At 54.9% G+C, this 15,615-nt stretch carries 19 protein-coding genes and 1 tRNA gene; 10 read left to right on the top strand and 10 right to left on the bottom strand.

From position 1 onward, the window contains the following. Window positions 1-11 precede the first annotated feature (11 nt). The 8 genes from RHP74_RS16535 (at window position 12) to RHP74_RS16500 (ending at window position 5,474) form a co-directional block, all read left to right on the top strand. A complete protein-coding gene (locus RHP74_RS16535) occupies window positions 12-872 on the top strand; it encodes a phage tail protein (protein ID WP_311095860.1) in 861 nt (286 codons plus the stop codon). Then, window positions 847-1,053 (top strand): tail protein X, encoded by a 207-nt coding sequence (locus tag RHP74_RS16530; protein ID WP_311095859.1) that lies wholly within the window; start codon window positions 847-849, stop codon window positions 1,051-1,053. The genes RHP74_RS16535 and RHP74_RS16530 overlap by 26 nt, the downstream gene beginning before the upstream one ends. Before the next feature lie 99 nt (window positions 1,054-1,152). Continuing rightward, window positions 1,153-2,199: a contractile injection system protein, VgrG/Pvc8 family gene (locus RHP74_RS16525; protein WP_311095858.1), complete on the top strand. Its 1,047-nt coding sequence runs from the start codon at window positions 1,153-1,155 to the stop codon at window positions 2,197-2,199. A 56-nt stretch (window positions 2,200-2,255) separates the two neighbouring features. Beyond that, complete coding sequence (locus RHP74_RS16520; protein WP_311095857.1) at window positions 2,256-2,819, top strand: glycoside hydrolase family 19 protein; 564 nt, start codon at window positions 2,256-2,258, stop codon at window positions 2,817-2,819. Continuing rightward, complete coding sequence (locus RHP74_RS16515) at window positions 2,801-3,343, top strand: lysis system i-spanin subunit Rz (RefSeq protein WP_311095856.1); 543 nt, start codon at window positions 2,801-2,803, stop codon at window positions 3,341-3,343. Before RHP74_RS16520 ends, RHP74_RS16515 begins: the two co-directional genes overlap by 19 nt. A gap of 149 nt (window positions 3,344-3,492) precedes the next feature. Then, complete coding sequence (locus tag RHP74_RS16510) at window positions 3,493-4,287, top strand: DNA adenine methylase (RefSeq protein ID WP_311095855.1); 795 nt, start codon at window positions 3,493-3,495, stop codon at window positions 4,285-4,287. Between the two features lie 508 nt (window positions 4,288-4,795). After that, complete coding sequence (locus RHP74_RS16505) at window positions 4,796-5,128, top strand: hypothetical protein (protein WP_311095854.1); 333 nt, start codon at window positions 4,796-4,798, stop codon at window positions 5,126-5,128. 100 nt (window positions 5,129-5,228) lie between these two features. After that, window positions 5,229-5,474, top strand: a complete 246-nt coding sequence (locus RHP74_RS16500; RefSeq protein ID WP_311095853.1) for a hypothetical protein — start codon at window positions 5,229-5,231, stop codon at window positions 5,472-5,474. A 183-nt stretch (window positions 5,475-5,657) separates the two neighbouring features. On the opposite strand, the gene RHP74_RS16495 is transcribed toward RHP74_RS16500, so the two are convergent. The 5 genes from RHP74_RS16495 to RHP74_RS16475 form a co-directional block, all read right to left on the bottom strand. Beyond that, the gene (locus RHP74_RS16495) at window positions 5,658-7,370 is read right to left on the bottom strand and encodes a penicillin-binding protein 2 (protein ID WP_311095852.1); all 1,713 of its coding nucleotides are present in this window, start codon (window positions 7,368-7,370) and stop codon (window positions 5,658-5,660) included. A 581-nt stretch (window positions 7,371-7,951) separates the two neighbouring features. Continuing rightward, window positions 7,952-8,074, bottom strand: a complete 123-nt coding sequence (locus tag RHP74_RS16490; RefSeq protein WP_311095851.1) for a hypothetical protein — start codon at window positions 8,072-8,074, stop codon at window positions 7,952-7,954. A gap of 421 nt (window positions 8,075-8,495) precedes the next feature. Continuing rightward, on the bottom strand, window positions 8,496-8,738 hold the full coding sequence (locus RHP74_RS16485) for a hypothetical protein (protein WP_311095850.1): 243 nt from the start codon (window positions 8,736-8,738) through the stop codon (window positions 8,496-8,498). Between the two features lie 472 nt (window positions 8,739-9,210). Beyond that, the gene (locus tag RHP74_RS16480; protein ID WP_311095849.1) at window positions 9,211-9,954 is read right to left on the bottom strand and encodes a helix-turn-helix domain-containing protein; all 744 of its coding nucleotides are present in this window, start codon (window positions 9,952-9,954) and stop codon (window positions 9,211-9,213) included. Between the two features lie 687 nt (window positions 9,955-10,641). After that, window positions 10,642-10,857 (bottom strand): hypothetical protein, encoded by a 216-nt coding sequence (locus RHP74_RS16475; RefSeq protein ID WP_311095848.1) that lies wholly within the window; start codon window positions 10,855-10,857, stop codon window positions 10,642-10,644. A gap of 463 nt (window positions 10,858-11,320) precedes the next feature. Between RHP74_RS16475 and RHP74_RS16470 the strand changes: the two genes are divergently transcribed. Then, window positions 11,321-11,407: transfer RNA gene (locus RHP74_RS16470), tRNA-Leu, on the top strand. 86 nt (window positions 11,408-11,493) lie between these two features. On the opposite strand, the gene RHP74_RS16465 is transcribed toward RHP74_RS16470, so the two are convergent. Next, window positions 11,494-12,330, bottom strand: coding sequence for an NAD(P)H-binding protein (locus RHP74_RS16465; RefSeq protein ID WP_282410124.1), 837 nt, complete (start codon window positions 12,328-12,330; stop codon window positions 11,494-11,496). Between the two features lie 155 nt (window positions 12,331-12,485). Between RHP74_RS16465 and RHP74_RS16460 the strand changes: the two genes are divergently transcribed. After that, on the top strand, window positions 12,486-13,205 hold the full coding sequence (locus RHP74_RS16460) for a TetR/AcrR family transcriptional regulator (protein ID WP_077747730.1): 720 nt from the start codon (window positions 12,486-12,488) through the stop codon (window positions 13,203-13,205). A gap of 107 nt (window positions 13,206-13,312) precedes the next feature. On the opposite strand, the gene RHP74_RS16455 is transcribed toward RHP74_RS16460, so the two are convergent. From RHP74_RS16455 to RHP74_RS16440, 4 genes are all read right to left on the bottom strand, one after another. Continuing rightward, complete coding sequence (locus tag RHP74_RS16455; RefSeq protein ID WP_010460748.1) at window positions 13,313-13,597, bottom strand: hypothetical protein; 285 nt, start codon at window positions 13,595-13,597, stop codon at window positions 13,313-13,315. A gap of 304 nt (window positions 13,598-13,901) precedes the next feature. Then, entirely contained in the window at window positions 13,902-14,132 is a 231-nt protein-coding gene (locus tag RHP74_RS16450; RefSeq protein WP_010460746.1) for a hypothetical protein, read from the bottom strand. Between the two features lie 115 nt (window positions 14,133-14,247). Further along, on the bottom strand, window positions 14,248-14,469 hold the full coding sequence (locus tag RHP74_RS16445) for a hypothetical protein (protein WP_077747731.1): 222 nt from the start codon (window positions 14,467-14,469) through the stop codon (window positions 14,248-14,250). Window positions 14,470-14,541: 72 nt separating this feature from the next. Next, window positions 14,542-15,582, bottom strand: a complete 1,041-nt coding sequence (locus RHP74_RS16440; protein ID WP_311095847.1) for a DNA topoisomerase IB — start codon at window positions 15,580-15,582, stop codon at window positions 14,542-14,544. Window positions 15,583-15,615 lie beyond the last annotated feature (33 nt).

Raw genomic sequence — 15,615 nt, 5'->3', positions numbered from 1 at the left:
CGGGAGGGCCTATGTCTGATCAAAACAAGACTGCATTGGAGCGGTTACAGTCGGGAATGAAATTTCTGGCCACGGCCGGGGAAACCGGCCGGCGCAGCCTGGACGGCATGTTGGGGCCGGTGAATGGCGCGATCGGGGAAATCACCGGCGCGGCGTCCGAGCTGGAGGGTTTGCCTTTTGTCGGTCCGGCGATCGGGGCCAAGCTTCAGCGCGTCATGCGCGGGGTGAATGCGGCTCAGGCCCAGGTCGGAAAAGTGGTGGCCATGTACGGCACGGCCACCCGGGCGCTGTCGCAGATTGACGAGCGAATGGGGGTGCTGAAGGAGCAGGCGAGCAAGGCGGCGACGGCGATCAACAAAATCGCCGGCAAGGTCAGTCCGTCGCTGGCCAACATCGTGCCCACGGGGGCCTTTGCCACGGATCAGACGCCGGCGCCGGAGGCGGTGAAACCATTTCCGCATCTGCTGATCATCCAGCCGCAAGACCCCAAGGTGCCGCCGTATTTCTTCAACCTTGATACGGCGGCCTTTGATGAGTTGCGCCGCTCGACCGAATTCCGCTGGGCCTCTCAGGAGCGCCTGTCGCGTCGGCCGGCGCAACAGGGTGTCGGCATCGGCGACGAAAAGATCACGCTCAAGGGTGCGATTTTCCCGGGCTTCAAGGGTGGCCTGAAGCAACTCGACACGCTGCGCGCGCTCGGCGCCCAGCTCAAGCCGCTGACCCTGACCACGGGCTACGGCGACGCGCTCGGCACCTGGTGCCTGAAAAGCCTCGAGGAAGAACAAAGCGCGCTGATGCAGGGCGGCATTCCGCGTAAACAAGGGTTCACTCTGGAGTTTGTGCGCTATGGCGACGACATGCAGAACGTCTGACGGGGATCTGTTGGACACCATCTGCCATAACTTCTATGGCCACCTCAACGGCAGCGTGGAGGCGGTCCTTGATGCCAATCAGGGGCTGGCCGATGAGCCGCAGCCGTACCGCGACGGCGTGGTAATCGTGCTGCCGGATCTGGCGGCGTCCGCCCAGGAACAAGTCACCTTGTGGGACTGACGCCGTCCGGAGCGCTTGCCGGCGAATCCGTTCGTTACGCGTAACGCGCCACTTCCGCCCTGAGCCCGCCTTGTGCGGGTTTTCTTTTGGAAAAAATCCATGACTCCCATGTTTCGCATCGTGGCCGATGGCACCGACATCACCGGCCTGATCAACGATCGGCTGATTCAGCTCAGCACCACCGACAAGCCGGGCATGGATTCGGACACCTTCGAACTGCGCATTGATGACCGTGACGGGCAGGTGACGTTGCCTCGGCGCGGCATCGGGATCGAGGTCTACCTGGGCTATGCCGAGACGGGGCTGGCCCGCTTGGGCCGCTATGTGGTCGACGAAGTCACGGTGTCCGGCCCGCCGGATACGATCGTGATCAAGGGCAAGGCCAGCGACATGCGCGGCAGTGGCAAGACCATCCGCAGCGGGAGTTGGGAGGGCGTGCCATTGTCGAAGATCGTCGGCGACATCGCCGCGCGTAACGGTTGGGCGCCGGGGTGTCCGGTGTCAACCAAGGTCGCCCGCGCGGACCAGCTCAATGAATCGGACTTCAATTTCATCACGCGCCTGGCTAAGCAATACGACTGCACGGCCAAGGTCGCCGACGGCAGGTTGTTGGTGATGCCGCGTCAGGGCGGGCAGACCGCCAGCGGCAAGGCCTTCGGCGCGATCACCCTGACGCGCCGTGACGTCAGTCGCTGGCAATTCAGTCTCGGCGATCGCAACACGCACAAGTCGGTCGGGGCCAAGCATCAGGACAAGAAAACCGGAAAGCTGGTGGTGGTGTCCCTGGACAATGACGACCTGCCGGCCGGGCTGCCGGCGGTGCATACCGATCGGCATATCTACCCCGACAAAACCGCCGCCGAATCCGCCGCCAAGGCGCGCTTGGCCGCGTTCAACCGATCGAGCGCCGGCGTGCGTTTTGAGATGGCCGGCCGCACGGATCTGTTTGCCGAACGCTCGATCATCGCCCAGGACTTCAAGGTCGGCCTCGATGGCGAATACCTGGCCGACTCCGTCGAGCAGGTTTTTACCCAGGCCGGCTGGTCGACCACCGTCGAATGCAACGGCGGCAAGACCGGCAAGGCCAGTGCCAAGGGCAAGAAAAAGAAGAAGGAAACCAAGCCGCTCAAAGTCGTGACCCTGTAACGCGCACCTGCGCACCCCCGGCCGCCGCGAGCGGTTTTTTTATGTCTGGAGTTTGTATGACCATCACCGAGCAACAGCTACAACGCATCATGCCGAACGCCCGCCGCCAAGCGGGCGTTTTTGTATCCGCCCTCAACGCCGCCATGGCGCACCGGCAAATCAATACACCGACGCGTCAAGCGGCGTTCCTGGCCCAAGTGGGGCACGAGTCGGGCCAGCTGCAGTACGTTCGTGAGCTGGGCGGGGAGCAGTACCTAAGCAAATACGACACCGGTAGCCTCGCCGCAAAACTGGGAAACACACCCGAAGCGGACAGTGACGGTCAGCGTTATCGCGGTCGTGGCTTGATCCAGATCACCGGGCACAACAATTACTTGCGCTGCAGCTTGGCGTTGTTTGGTGATGAGCGACTGTTGCGCACTCCTGGGCTGCTGGAGTTGCCGCAATGGGCGGCTGAGTCGGCCGCGTGGTTCTGGTGGGTTCGAGAACTGAACACGTTGGCCGATCGGGAAGAGTTCGAAGCGATCACGCGCAAAATAAACGGTGGCCTCAATGGTTTGGCAGATCGGCTGGAGTTGTGGGGACGGGCGAGGGCGGTGCTATGCGTCTCTTCGACCTGATCCCTGCGCCGTATCGGTTGCTAGCCAACAGTCTATTGCTGACCGCGTTGGCCAGCGGATCGGCCGCGCTGGCTTGGCAGGTTCAGGATTGGCGCTACGGACAACGACTGGCGGAGCAAGCTCGCCTGCAGACCGAGACGCTGAATCAGCTGACCCAGGTTGCCGCGACGCAACAACAGGCCGAGCAGGGCAAACGTCTGGCTCTGGAACAACGGCTGTCGGCCAGTGAACAAACCCATTATCGAGTCTTGAGCGATGTCCAACGTGATCAAGGTCGCCTGCGTGACCGTCTTGCCACTGCTGATCTGCGCCTGTCAGTCCTACTCGATGCAACCGTTGCCGCCGGCAACGACTCAGTGTCAGCCACCACCGCCACCAGCGGCGTGGTTCATGGCCCCTCAAGAGCCCACCTTGACCCAGCGCATGCTGAACGAATTATCGGCATCACCGATGCGGGCGACCGAGGACTAATCGCCCTGGCGGCCTGTCAGGCCTACGCCAAAGAAATCTCAACACCGAAGTGAAAAGAGCGGCCGGATTGGATGCGTCAACATCCAACCCGACCGCCGTCCCTGCAGATGGTCCCTGCAAGTCCAGCCAAGGCTCTTACTCCGTGCACGAAGCGCGGCGAGCCTAGCACCTGTTTATCCATACAGTAAAGGTCTTGCTCTCTATGTCTACACCCATCATCCCTTGGATGGGCGGCAAACGCCGCCTGGCCGACCGCCTCATTCCGCTCTTCCCGCCTCACGAATGCTACGTTGAAGTCTTTGCCGGCGGTGCCGCGCTGTACTTCATGCGACCCCAGGCCGCGCCTGTTGAAGTCCTCAACGACATCAACGGCGACCTGGTGACGCTGTACCGCGTCGTGCAGAACCACCTGGAAGAATTCGTGCGCCAGTTCAAATGGGCGCTCAGTTCACGCCAGGTGTTTGAGTGGCAGAAGATGACCCGTCCCGAAACCCTCACTGATATCCAGCGCGCCGCCCGATTCTTCTACTTGCAGCACCATGCCTTTGCCGGCAAGGTCACCGGGCAGACGTTCGGTACCGCCACCACCGGCCCTGCCGTCAACCTGCTGCGCATCGAGGAAAACCTGTCGGCCGCGTGGCAGCGTCTGTCCGGCACCTACGTCGAAAATCTCCCATGGCTTGAATGCGCAGAACGCTACGACCGTGCTCATACCTTCCACTACATGGACCCGCCTTACTGGCAGACCGCCGGCTACGGGGTGGACTTTCCGTTTGAAAATTATGAGCGCATGGCCGACTTCATGCGCCGTTGTAAAGGCAAGGTGATGGTGAGCATCAATGACCATCCGGACATCCGTCGCGTATTTGAGGGCTTCCATTTCGAGACGCTGGACATCCGTTACTGCAACTCCAACCAACGGCAGGGGAAAGCCGAGATCAGTGGCGAGCTGGTCATCATGAACTGGACGCCCGCTGAATTGGGAGGGCTGTTTTAGGCGAACGTGTTGATGGCTGTTCGGTGTAACGTCGTGATGGCGTCCCGCCAGTCTTGTTGGGGGGCTGCCTCTACTTCATTCTTCGGCTTTTTCGAAGCGATCGCTCATGGATAAGCAACTGTTCGGACTTTCAATTCTGATGACACTCGTCTGGACTTCAGTGGTCTTACTGGTGATGTGGATGCGTTTGCTCAACCTAGCGCATACACAAAAGGGGGCTCTTTCAGATTCAGATTGCACTGCCTGGCATGACTCATAACGATCGTCCCCTGAATAATCTGCCATTTTGCATTCCAATCCAAAAGCTTCTCTGTCAATGTCATGGGATAGCACTCTAAACTAGCCAGAACGAAATTGCCGAACCTCCAGGGCTCTACTCGGGAGACAAGGAAAAATATCAATCACTTTGACGACTTTTGACCGTAAATTCCCCTTACCTATCGCCCTTCGCACTCTTCCTGTGTCCATACTCCGGTGATACAGGTTCCCGATTGGATTGGAGAACCAAATGATTAACCGCGAACGAGTTTATTGGAGCTGGATAGACCCGGCGCTTCACTGCAGGTCTCATGAGGAGCGCTTGAGCAATGGCACATTTCTAAATGTCCAGGTGCGCCTTTCAACGGGGGGGAAAACCCAGCTTTTCTTGGGCGCCTATGATGCACAAGGGGCAATGTTGTTTGAGGAAAGTTTCGACTCCCGTGCGGGCGAAACAATGACGCAAGCGATGGAGTGGGGGATATTGCAAGCTCAAGAATGCGTTGGCAATTTGGCGACCCACTCTACAGCTGCAGACAAGCCAGAGCAGGCGCACCAAACGGGATCTAGAAAAGGAGAATAGCTCCCTTGGTTCAACTGTCCTTGCAAACAGAATCAAGGGTCTCAACGAATAAAAAGATTCTCTATTTCCGAGTCACCCTATTCAAATTTGAGTGTTCGATATGAGTACTACCGACGATTTCAGGTACAAGTCTCATGAGCTGCTGATTGAGCTCGACGCGGCAACTAATCACATGATGATGCTGGTCTCAGCTCGCAAAGTAGCAGGCTTCGAGTGGAGTGAAGCTGCCAAACGGCAAAAGTTAGCGTACGAGACATGGTCGGCTTTTCTCTATGCACCGGAAACTGATCCGATGCCCTGTCTGGATGGGCGGGCGTCGGGTAGCTACGGGCCGCTTGCAGATTGATCAGCACAATCGATACCGAATGATGGATGTTGTCCCTGTGCTGGCAAACTCACGAGCATCGTACTTTCGACCATCGCCATGGGTCCATCGGCCCCGAGAATAGGTCGATGCTCAATACATTTCGGTGTGGTATCGGGTGACCGCTATTAGCCGTTCTCTACCGATCGCTTCTTCGACGGGTATCTAGACCGGGCCGGAACGTTCTGTGCCAACAGTGCCTGGAGATGCTGGTAAAGTTTGACTTTGGCTACTCGGTACATTTCTGATACGAAGAACATCCTCAAGTACCTCCTTGAAAATCGGTGCTGCAATCGCTCCCCCGAAGTAACCCTTGGCGGAGGGCTCGTCTACCCATATAGCCATAATGAACTCAGGTGCATTGGCCGGAGCGATACCCACGAACATGGCTCTGTAGGTATTGCTTTGATATCCGCCACTGGATGCCTTGCGAGAGGTCCCGCTTTTACCCGCAATGACATAACCGTCGATAGCTGCGCGCTTTCCGCCTGCTCCAGGTCCATCGACTGCATGCACCAGCATGTCCAAAATACTGTTGGCGACCTCCGGGCTTATGACATTGCGGGGTTGCTGTGTCTCACCTTTTATTATCGATAATGGAACTAGGTTTCCATCATTGGCAAAGACGGTATAAGCCTGAGCAAGTTGAGCCAGATTGACCGATAAGCTGTAGCCGTACGAAAGGCTTGCTGTGGCTATATCTGACCATACTCGCCTGGTTGGAACTGTCCCAACACTTTCCCCCGGAAAGTAGATCGAGGTGTTATCTCCGAACCCCAGCTCGATCAGTAATCGCGAAATGGCTGCTCCTCCCGTCGGAATCGCAACCTTACTCATACCCACATTAGAAGAGCGGCGGATAATACCCGGTAGGTCTAACTGTTGATCCCTGCCTACATCTCGAATCGTATATCCATCAATCTTGACGAAGCCGGGTGCTATTTGAACAATTGCGTTCTTGTCAACGACGCCTGCTTTCAGAATAGCGGCCATGCTGAATGGCTTTATCACTGAGCCTGGTTCATATACATCAGTAAATACGCGGTTTCGGATGGCGTCCGCGCTAAAGCTTTTACGCGCATTTGGGTTGAATGAGGGCATCGTGGATAATGCTAATATTTCCCCTGTTTTGGCGTGTATTAGAATGGCACTTGCCGACCGGGCCGCATTCTCCTTAACGCTCTTCGATAATGCTTTTTCAACGTAGTACTGAAGCGTGGAGTCAATGGTTAAAAATAGATCGTCTCCAGGTATGACGGGTTTGTGCACAAGAATTTCGCTGGTGACTCTTTTGTGTAAGTTTAAGGTCCGTTCTTCCAGGCCGGCCATGCCGGAAAGTTGCTTGTTATACAGCAACTCGATGCCTTCAATGCCTTTCTGATCAATGTTGGTAACGCCTAACGTCTGAGCCAGCATCGAAGACTGCGGGTAAAATCGTTTGTAATCCTGGCGTTCATAAATGCCGGGAATAGATAATTTCACTATCTTACTTGCCACCTGCGGATCAACCCTTCTGGCTAGATAAGCGAAGGACTTGCCTTGTGTATTCAAGCTCAAACGGCTAATTATCGAGGCATCAATATCAAGATGCTCATTTAATAATATTGCTTGCTGCTTGGTTGGGGTGAACTGTTTAGGGTTTACCCATAAGGTGCTGACGGGTGTGGAAACCGCCAACGGCTCATTGAATCGGTCAAATATAGTGCCGCGGATGGGGGCGACTTCAATAAGTCGCGTTGAGCGTTTACGGCCTTCGTTATTCAGGAATTCATGAGAAAAAATCGCAAGATAAGTAATTCTCGTCGCAAGTACGATTGAAAGGGCGTAAAAAACAGCTAAAACAATCGTAAATCGCGGATTTTGGCCGAAGAGCCTCATGCAACATTCCTTTAAACGTAAGGCAAAAAACCAGCTTAACTAACTAATTATTATTTTGCTTTGTAATATCAAGAAACGATTTTTCGAATGCATATTGATCTTCAGCATGTTGGCAGTGTGGTCTTGAATCGCGGGAATGATTACGCTGGCAACCCGGTCAAGCACCGGGATTTTATACTGTGTACAGGGTCGAATGGAGCACGGACAACCAAACCCGTATGACCTAAGAGCAATCGCAATGCGATGAAGGACTGTCTAGTCTTCATTTGATATGTCGCTAAACCTTCGTTGTGCGCACCGAGAATCCTTCCCCTCGTATAAACGATTGGTAGATTCACGGTCTGGAATGGATGTTAAATCCAGTGTTTTCGCACTGAGCTCTTGGTTTTTTCTATTGCTGCTTGTATGAGTGCTTTGCCGGCCTTGACCTCAAGCACTGGCATTTACTACGACGTCTTCGATCCAGGCTCGAATGCCTGTCGGAATGCGAAAATGAATTAGGAACAACGCCCCTCAAATGCTTACTCCTTCTGCTGCTCTCACTACCAATAAGTCGGAGCACTCTGAGTCCACGACCTGCTTCAATCTTCCATTGTCATCGCTTGAGCGTTCATGGAAAGCTTAGGAAGAAGGGCACTCAAAGATCTGAGCAGCATAGGATCGATTTCTTGAACCGCCTCGACAATGGCGGATTGGTTTGTCATTAGAGATCCTCGGTGAAGGGGAGTGAAGCTCGATGGTTCAATTCGACACATTATCCCAACGCGTCTGCGAGTGATTGCTTCTGGCCGTTTTCTGCCCGTCGCGAGAGGCAGAAACCGACCCATAGCTTCCGGTGGCGACAGGCATAAATCGGCCAGCAGCAATCAGGGGATTGTCAAAAATGGGAGATCTGTGGTTTGCATGATAGGGAGCGGGTCGAACCTCTGTCGTTCTGCAATCCATTTTCGACTCAGGGACACATCAAACCGAGCTCTCTGCAGCATCATCAAATTAAGAAGCTCGATGGTTATGCGGCCAGTACCACATTCAGGACAATGAAACTCCGTCCAGACCCCGGAAGACACAACACGAGAACGCTTGTTTCCACATATCAGGCAGTCCATGCGCGTGCTCCCAGTGTAATCAATCGTCATTCAGACCTCCTTTCAGAAGTCCATTTCCTTCTATTGTCAGTTGATACAAAGCATTCGCCAAAAATTCGAGCTCTCGCCACTCTTCCCACGTGATGAGATTGGTGTTGACCATGCCATCAGCCCGCGCCATCAGCGCCGATAAGTGTATGCTTGGAGAGCCCTCTTTGTAGATTTTGTCCTGATACATCAACATCCAAGCCTTCAGTTCTTGAACCTTAAACTCATCGTTCATGACTCACCTCAGATCTCTACCAGGTGGCCCCCCCTTTTATTGAAATTTAGCAGTCCTCAGAGATATGGGATGAAAAAATGTGGGTAGCGAGCTTTTCATGAGGTGATTGGGCCCCTGGCAACCTGGCTTCGTAGTCGACAAAAGGGTGTAACCTGGTGAATCTTCCCTAGTTCCACAGGTAGGCTGGTAAGCATCCGTTTTGATTTGTGGAATTTGGCCGTTTTCTGCCCGTCGTGAGACGGCAGAAAACGACGATGTCCTTCTCTAAGAGTAGCTACCGACTTTTGTTGTCAGGAGCGTAAGGCTGCGATGGGAATGCACTGCATTGACCTCCGTACGGTGATCCACCGACCGTCGCTGGATAGCCAAATCATTGACCAAGCTGCCAGACGCCACTGTCCGTCGTCGTCCCCCCCTATTAAGGGGGGACGTATAACTAAAGTGAGTGACTATTATTAAAAAAGTACTGGTGTTAGATCAGGTGGCGATTACAGCCCGCTATCAGTTGCTTAAGTCCCTCCATGTTCAAAATTTTGACGTCACGTTTTGCCACAACCACCAAGCTCTGTTCCCGTAGATGAGTGAGGCCCCGGCAAACGGTCTCAAGGCGAAGCCCCAGATAGGAGGCGATTTCTTCGCGACGCATTTTCAAGACGAACTGTCTGGATGAATAACCACGCATACTCAATCGTTGCGACAGGTTCAGCAGAAAGGCCGCTAGGCGCTCATCGGCGTTCATGTTACCCAGCATCATCAGCATGTCGTGATCGCGTACGATTTCTCGACTAAGTATCTTGTTCAGGTTGTGCTGCAATGATGGCAGCTCCCGGGCAAGTCTCTCAAGCTGAGTGAAGGGGATAGGGCAGACTTCGCTGTCCTCCAATGCAAACGCGTTACAGTTATGCACGTCTGTACTAATGGCATCCAAGCCAAGTGTTTCTCCGGGCATCTGGAATCCGGTGACTTGCTCACGTCCATCGATCGAAAGAACGTTGGTCTTGAATGAACCTATACGCACCGCATACAGCGAACGCAAAGGATCGCCAATACGGTAGAGTGCGGCGCCTTTTTTGACCTTGAAGCGCTGGACGATAAGCTTGTCCAATCGCTCGGCTTCCTCGTTTGTCAAACCAAGTGGTAGGCATAGCTCCAGTACGGTGCATTGGGAGCATGACGTGGAAATACGATTAGCTGGAGACAACTGGTTGACTGACATATCAGGCCGCCTTCCGGTTGGGGTGAATCTCGCCAAATAAACTTAGCCCCTCTGTGTCAGGTGACTAACGTGATGTGGACGATGAAGCGTGCATTATGAATCCGATTGAATTGTAGTTCCCCAGCCTGGCTAATGCGGCTTATTGTTTCATGCTAAATAGTCCACTGATCTTATAATAATTTAATATAAAAAAGGTCAAGAAATGGATCCGTTGGATAGTTGCACGGATGGAGCTTTTTTGAGGTCATTGTTAAACCTATTAATCTCTCTTAAGAACCACGCGAATAAACGATACAACAAAGTTAAAGTTGTACAGCTTGCGTAGAGGTTTACTCGCTGGTGCGCACCACGGTTAGCAGTCAACGCAAATGACGTTTTCGCCATTTTCCTTGCAACCACCGACCGATTTTCGCCTAAAGCTGCACCATCACAAATGCAGCTAATGGCCGAAGCTGTGTAAAAACGTTTTCGATCTGCGGAGGCAGACGAAAACAGCCCAAAAATCGCGTCGCTACGCAAATTTCAGGTCTACTTACCAGACCGGTCGACGCCAGATTTCGCGTAGCCACGCTGACTTCAAAATGACGAATGCGTTTTTACACGGCCTGGTCCGATAGCAGCCCATCATTAGAGTTAAAATTGACCATCACTGGAAATTGCCTCAGGCGACGTCTAGAAGGATGTTGCTTATGAAATACTCGAACCCTTTAGCTTGGCTAAACCTTGTTTGATGTGGCCCGCATTTTCTCCAATGGCGTCCAGCGCACCACGTGCATTGCCCCCTACCTCCCCTGAATCCCGTTGTTCCACCCACTGCGTCAGCTCCATGATCGCCGCCTCCAATGCAAGTTGATTGTGGTACATCCGTTCCAGCACATCCGACAGCGAATACTCACCTGGCATGGGGTCGACTCCTTTCGAAAAACCCAAGCATAGTACGGGTAGTGTCCCTGACAAGCTGTACTGGCTGGTCTCCGCGTTGTTCCTGTTTACTACTGCTGGCGCTGCTATTACTGCATGCGTCGTGCAAAGAGTCGAAAATCCGTTCCGCAATCCAAAACCAGTACCTTGAAAGCCGTGGGGTCCAGGCCTTTAAAAATCAGTAGCTTGCGGAACGGTAAAGCTGCTAACCTATTGAAATAGCTTGTTTTGTGGATGGATTGCAAATCCACCTACGCCGGTTCGATTCCGACCTCGGCCTCCACTATAAACAAGCTCCGTAGATCTATGATTTACGGAGCTTTTTTATTTGCGCAACCTTGCAAGATTTTGTCTTGAAAAGGGGATCTGCGAACTTGCTTCACCGGGGCGGGATGTATATATTTCGTCCTCTGTTGCACAAGCCAGACAGCTTCACCGCGCTACCGCCCGAATGGCGAAACTGGTAGACGCATGGGACTTAAAATCCCCCGCTCGTAAGGGCGTGCCGGTTCGATTCCGGCTTCGGGCACCATACATATCAAAGGCCTGCATGAGGAAACTCATGCAGGCCTTTGTCGTTTCTGCTCCGCAATTCTTGATAGATGATCCTCGTCAACCTCAAGCCTGGTTCTGCCAGATTTTTGTAGCAGCGGTGCGCCGAACATAATCGCTGAAGTCGCGCGCGGGCCGGCCAAGTGCGCGCTGAACGCCATTGGCTAACGGCGTGTTGCGACCGTCGAGCACCGTGGTGAAGAGATAAAGCACCAGGTCAATCAACGGCGCAGGAAGTTGTGCCTGCTCCAGTGCCTGACGATATGCATCCGGCGGTACGGCGACGAAACTGATCTCGCGCCCGGTCCCTTGAGCAATCTCATCGACCGCTTGGGCAAAAGTCAGTGCCCGTGGCCCGGTCAATTCATAGAGTTGGCGTGAATGCCCCGGTTGGGTCAGTGCCTGGACTGCAATTTCGGCAATGTCCTCCACATCGACGAAGGGCTCCGCGATATTGCCGACGGGAAGGGCCAGTTCTCCTTCAAGAATGGGCTCCAGAAAATGCGCCTCGCTGAAGTTCTGAAAGAACCAGCTGGCCCGCAGGATCGTCCAGTCGACACCGCTGTTTTGAATGACGCGTTCGGCTTGTTCCGCTTCAACCTCGCCACGTCCGGACAGCAGAACCAATTTGCCGACGCCACGATCGACGGCCAGGTTGGTAAACGCCTGGATAGTATCGAGGGCGCCCGGAACGGCGAGGTCCGGTTGATAGGAAATGTAAACAGCGTGAACGCCATCAAGCGCCGCATCCCAGGTCCGTCGATTTTCCCAGTCAAAGGGAGGATTCGCGCCGCGAGAACCCAAGCGCACAGGCAATCCTGCGGCCTGGAGATGCTGGGTGATCCTGCGCCCTGTTTTACCGGTCGCACCGAGAACGAGGAGGGTGTCCTGAGTGGTTTTCATCGAGTTCGTCTCCATCGGGTTAATGTGAGTAATACTCACGTTAAGAAGATGATAAACGCTCATGTTCTACCGTCAACCAATGTTAAGGGGGAAACCGACATACGGATGCAACCACTTGGGAGCATTCGCGGGTGGTGCTAAGGTGAGTGCTTGTCATGTTATTGATCGGAATCACGCCAGTGCCAAAGAAAGCCGCCACCGGGCTCGAGCAACCTGTTACGGAGCCGACCCGCCGCAATCCCACGCAACAACGCAGTCGCGAGCGGCAGGAGCGAATCCTGGCGGTGGCGACGCAACTGATCGCAACCAAGGGCAGCGACCAGGTAAAAATGAGCGAAATTGCCGAATGCTCGGAGATCTCGATCGGATCGCTTTATCAGTACTTCCCTGACAAGAGCTCGGTCATTCGCACACTGGCCGAGCGCTATAACGCGGCAAGCCGTCGTTGTATCGAAGAGGCGCTGGTGACGGTGCAAGATGCGCAAGGGTTGGCGGATGCCTATTCGGACCTGCTGGATCAGTATTACGAGATCGTTCAGGCCGAACCTGCGATGCGTGATATTTGGTCAGGCATGCAGGCAGACAAGCAGTTGCTGGCGTTGGAGCTGGAGGAGAGTCGTGTGGCGGGCGGCTTGCTGGCCGATGCGATGCTGCGGGTGTTTCCAGGCAGCGATGCGCAGCGGGTTGCTGATTCTGCCTTTCTGATCTGGCAGCTAGGTGAAGCGACTATGCGACTGGCCATTTCTTGTGCGCCCGAAGAGGGCCGGCGGTTGTTTGAAGCCTTCAAGCGCATGTCGCTCGCTGAAATCATGGAGCCGGCGAACCTGAACACGTGCGACTCATCAACAGACCTGTCAGGGCCAATCCCCCGGTGAGAGCGAGCCGGCTCGCGATGGTTGAAGGTCAGTCACATCAATGTTGAATGTGCTGCCCTCATCGCGAGCAGGTTCTCTTCCGCACGAGATCTTTCCTGGCGCAGTTTTTAAACGAAAGGCTGGCCGGTAAAACCACGGGGTAACCTTTGCAATCCGGCCATGGCGGTCAACCGTTGTACCCAGGCGGCGCGCCAGTCATTGGCGGTGTGAGTGACTTTGGCCTTACGCGCAGCACGGCGTGCTGCGTTACGTTCGGCTTTGCGCGCGTCCTTGAACGCGTCGGTGTTGCGGCAGCTTCTGCACTTTACGCGGGTCAATTCGCTGGTTGATGTGAGATTGCTGCCTTTGTGACCGCAGGCCAGATGCCCGCTGACTTTGAAGTGAGTGACCATGGGACGTCTCCTTCGTGACGTGTGACTGTTTGACCTCCAGCTAATGAAGACGTTCGTTGGCTGCCCAGCGGGCAAAAAAATGGCCTGCATGCGGGCAGGCCAAGGGGTTCATCAAAGGAGTGAACCCACTGTAGGGTGTGTGTTGTGAACGTTACGTGAAAAGAAGTCACAAAAAATCCCGGCGTCAGGCCAAGTGGGGTGTGGAGAAAAAGATAAGCAGACAGGCACGGACGCGCTGACGATGAAGTCGCCATTCACACGTCCTGGATCAGACCCTGTTCTTGAATCGCGCGCCCAGATCGAATCATCTGAACCGCGGAAGAGGCGGGTCGACAGGTTTTAACGAAGACAGGGTGTTTCGAATCAGTGGCGCGTCTTTTTCAATGTCGTTCAGGCGGTCACGAATTCTGAGGGCTGTCGGATGCCCTCCTTGATGGTCTACCCAATCGGCAATCTCCTTGCACGCAGCGGCAAGTCGAGCCTGGCGGGAGTCGAGCAGGGTAAGCAGGGTGGTGATGGACTCTTTTTCGGACATGGCAAACACCTCCGTTCAAGAAACCTGACAAATAGCAGCAAAAAGCCCGCTGGGTGCGAGCTTTCTGCCGATGGGGTCGCTGGTCCTTCAGCTGATTTCAGTATAGACCCGGACTTCAGGCTTGTCGGGCCGTCACTTGTGACCTGGTATTGAGTTGCCGGCATTCACGTCGGGCATCTTCTTCAAGATCGAAGCCGTCACCGATAAAGCCACGGGTGCGGGTATCTTCAATGCGATACCAGACGGCGGCGTCGGGTGGGGGGTGACCGGCTTCTCCGGCCCGGCGGCCATGAATGATGATCTTGTTGCAACGCTTCACAACGAAAATGTCTTCCATGGCGTCACCGCAGCTGATTCATGTCCACATCAACTATAGAAGCTCTTTGCAATCGTGCAAAAAATGGACGGGTCATTTTGTCGATTCTGCCTCAGCGATCATTTTCTCCAGATACATGGCGAGCCCGACTTCTTCTGCCCTGAGACCTTTACGCAGTCTCGGCCGCGGCAGTTGGGCCAAGGCGCCGAGCATAAAACCTTCGAGCACCGCCGGGTGGATGTAGCACTTGCGGCACACGGCCGGGGTGTTACCGAGTTGCCTGGCAACGTTCTTGACCATCTCGACCACATGCCGTTTCGCGTCCGACTCAGGCTCCCACTGCAACTCACGCAGCACCGACAACGCCAGGACGCTCCCGGCCCATGTCCGATAATCCTTGGCCGTGAAGTCGGCGCCGGTGAGGGTTTGCAGGTAAGCATTGACATCTGAGGAGCTAACGGTGTGTCGCTCGCCATTTTCGTCCAGGTATTGGAAAAGGTCTTGCCCGGGAATCTCCAGGCAGCGCTTTATAATTCGCGCCAGGCGTCGGTCTTTCACGGTGATCTGATGCTCGACACCACTCTTGCCGCGAAACTGGAACAGGATCGCGCTGCCGTTGACCTCGACGTGACGGCTGCGCAGGGTGGTCAGGCCATAGGAGCGATTTTCCCGGGCGTATTGCGTGTTGCCGACCCGAATCAGCGTCGCATCGAGCAAGGTAATCACGGTGGCCATGACTTTATCTCGGCTGAAACCCGGAGCGTCCAGCAGCGTTTCAAGCTGTTTGCGCAGCTTCGGCAGTGCCAGGCCAAAGTCCCGCAGGCGTGAGTATTTATCGGCATCGCGCACTTCGCGCCAACGCGCGTGATAACGGTATTGCTTGCGACCGCGAGCGTCACGGCCGGTGGCTTGCAAATGACCACGTGGGTCGGCGCAGATCCACACATTGGTATAGGCCGGCGGCACGGCAAGGGCGTTGAGGCGCCTGATTTCGTCGGGATCGGTAATGCGCTGGCCCGCAGGATCGAAGTAGCAGAATTTGCCGCGCAAGAGTTTGCGGGTGATTCCAGGCTGCGTGTCGTCGACGTAGTGCAGGTCGGATGGCAGCACATCGGGCAGCGCGGTATCGGGCATGGCAAAAAATCCTTGGCGACGAAGTCAGGGGGC

Origin of the sequence: Pseudomonas sp. SG20052 (assembly GCF_031766055.1) — a bacterium.
Lineage (GTDB): Bacteria > Pseudomonadota > Gammaproteobacteria > Pseudomonadales > Pseudomonadaceae > Aquipseudomonas > Aquipseudomonas mandelii.
The sequence above is the reverse complement of the archived record's forward strand: the minus strand, read 5'-3'. Positions and strand labels throughout refer to the sequence as shown.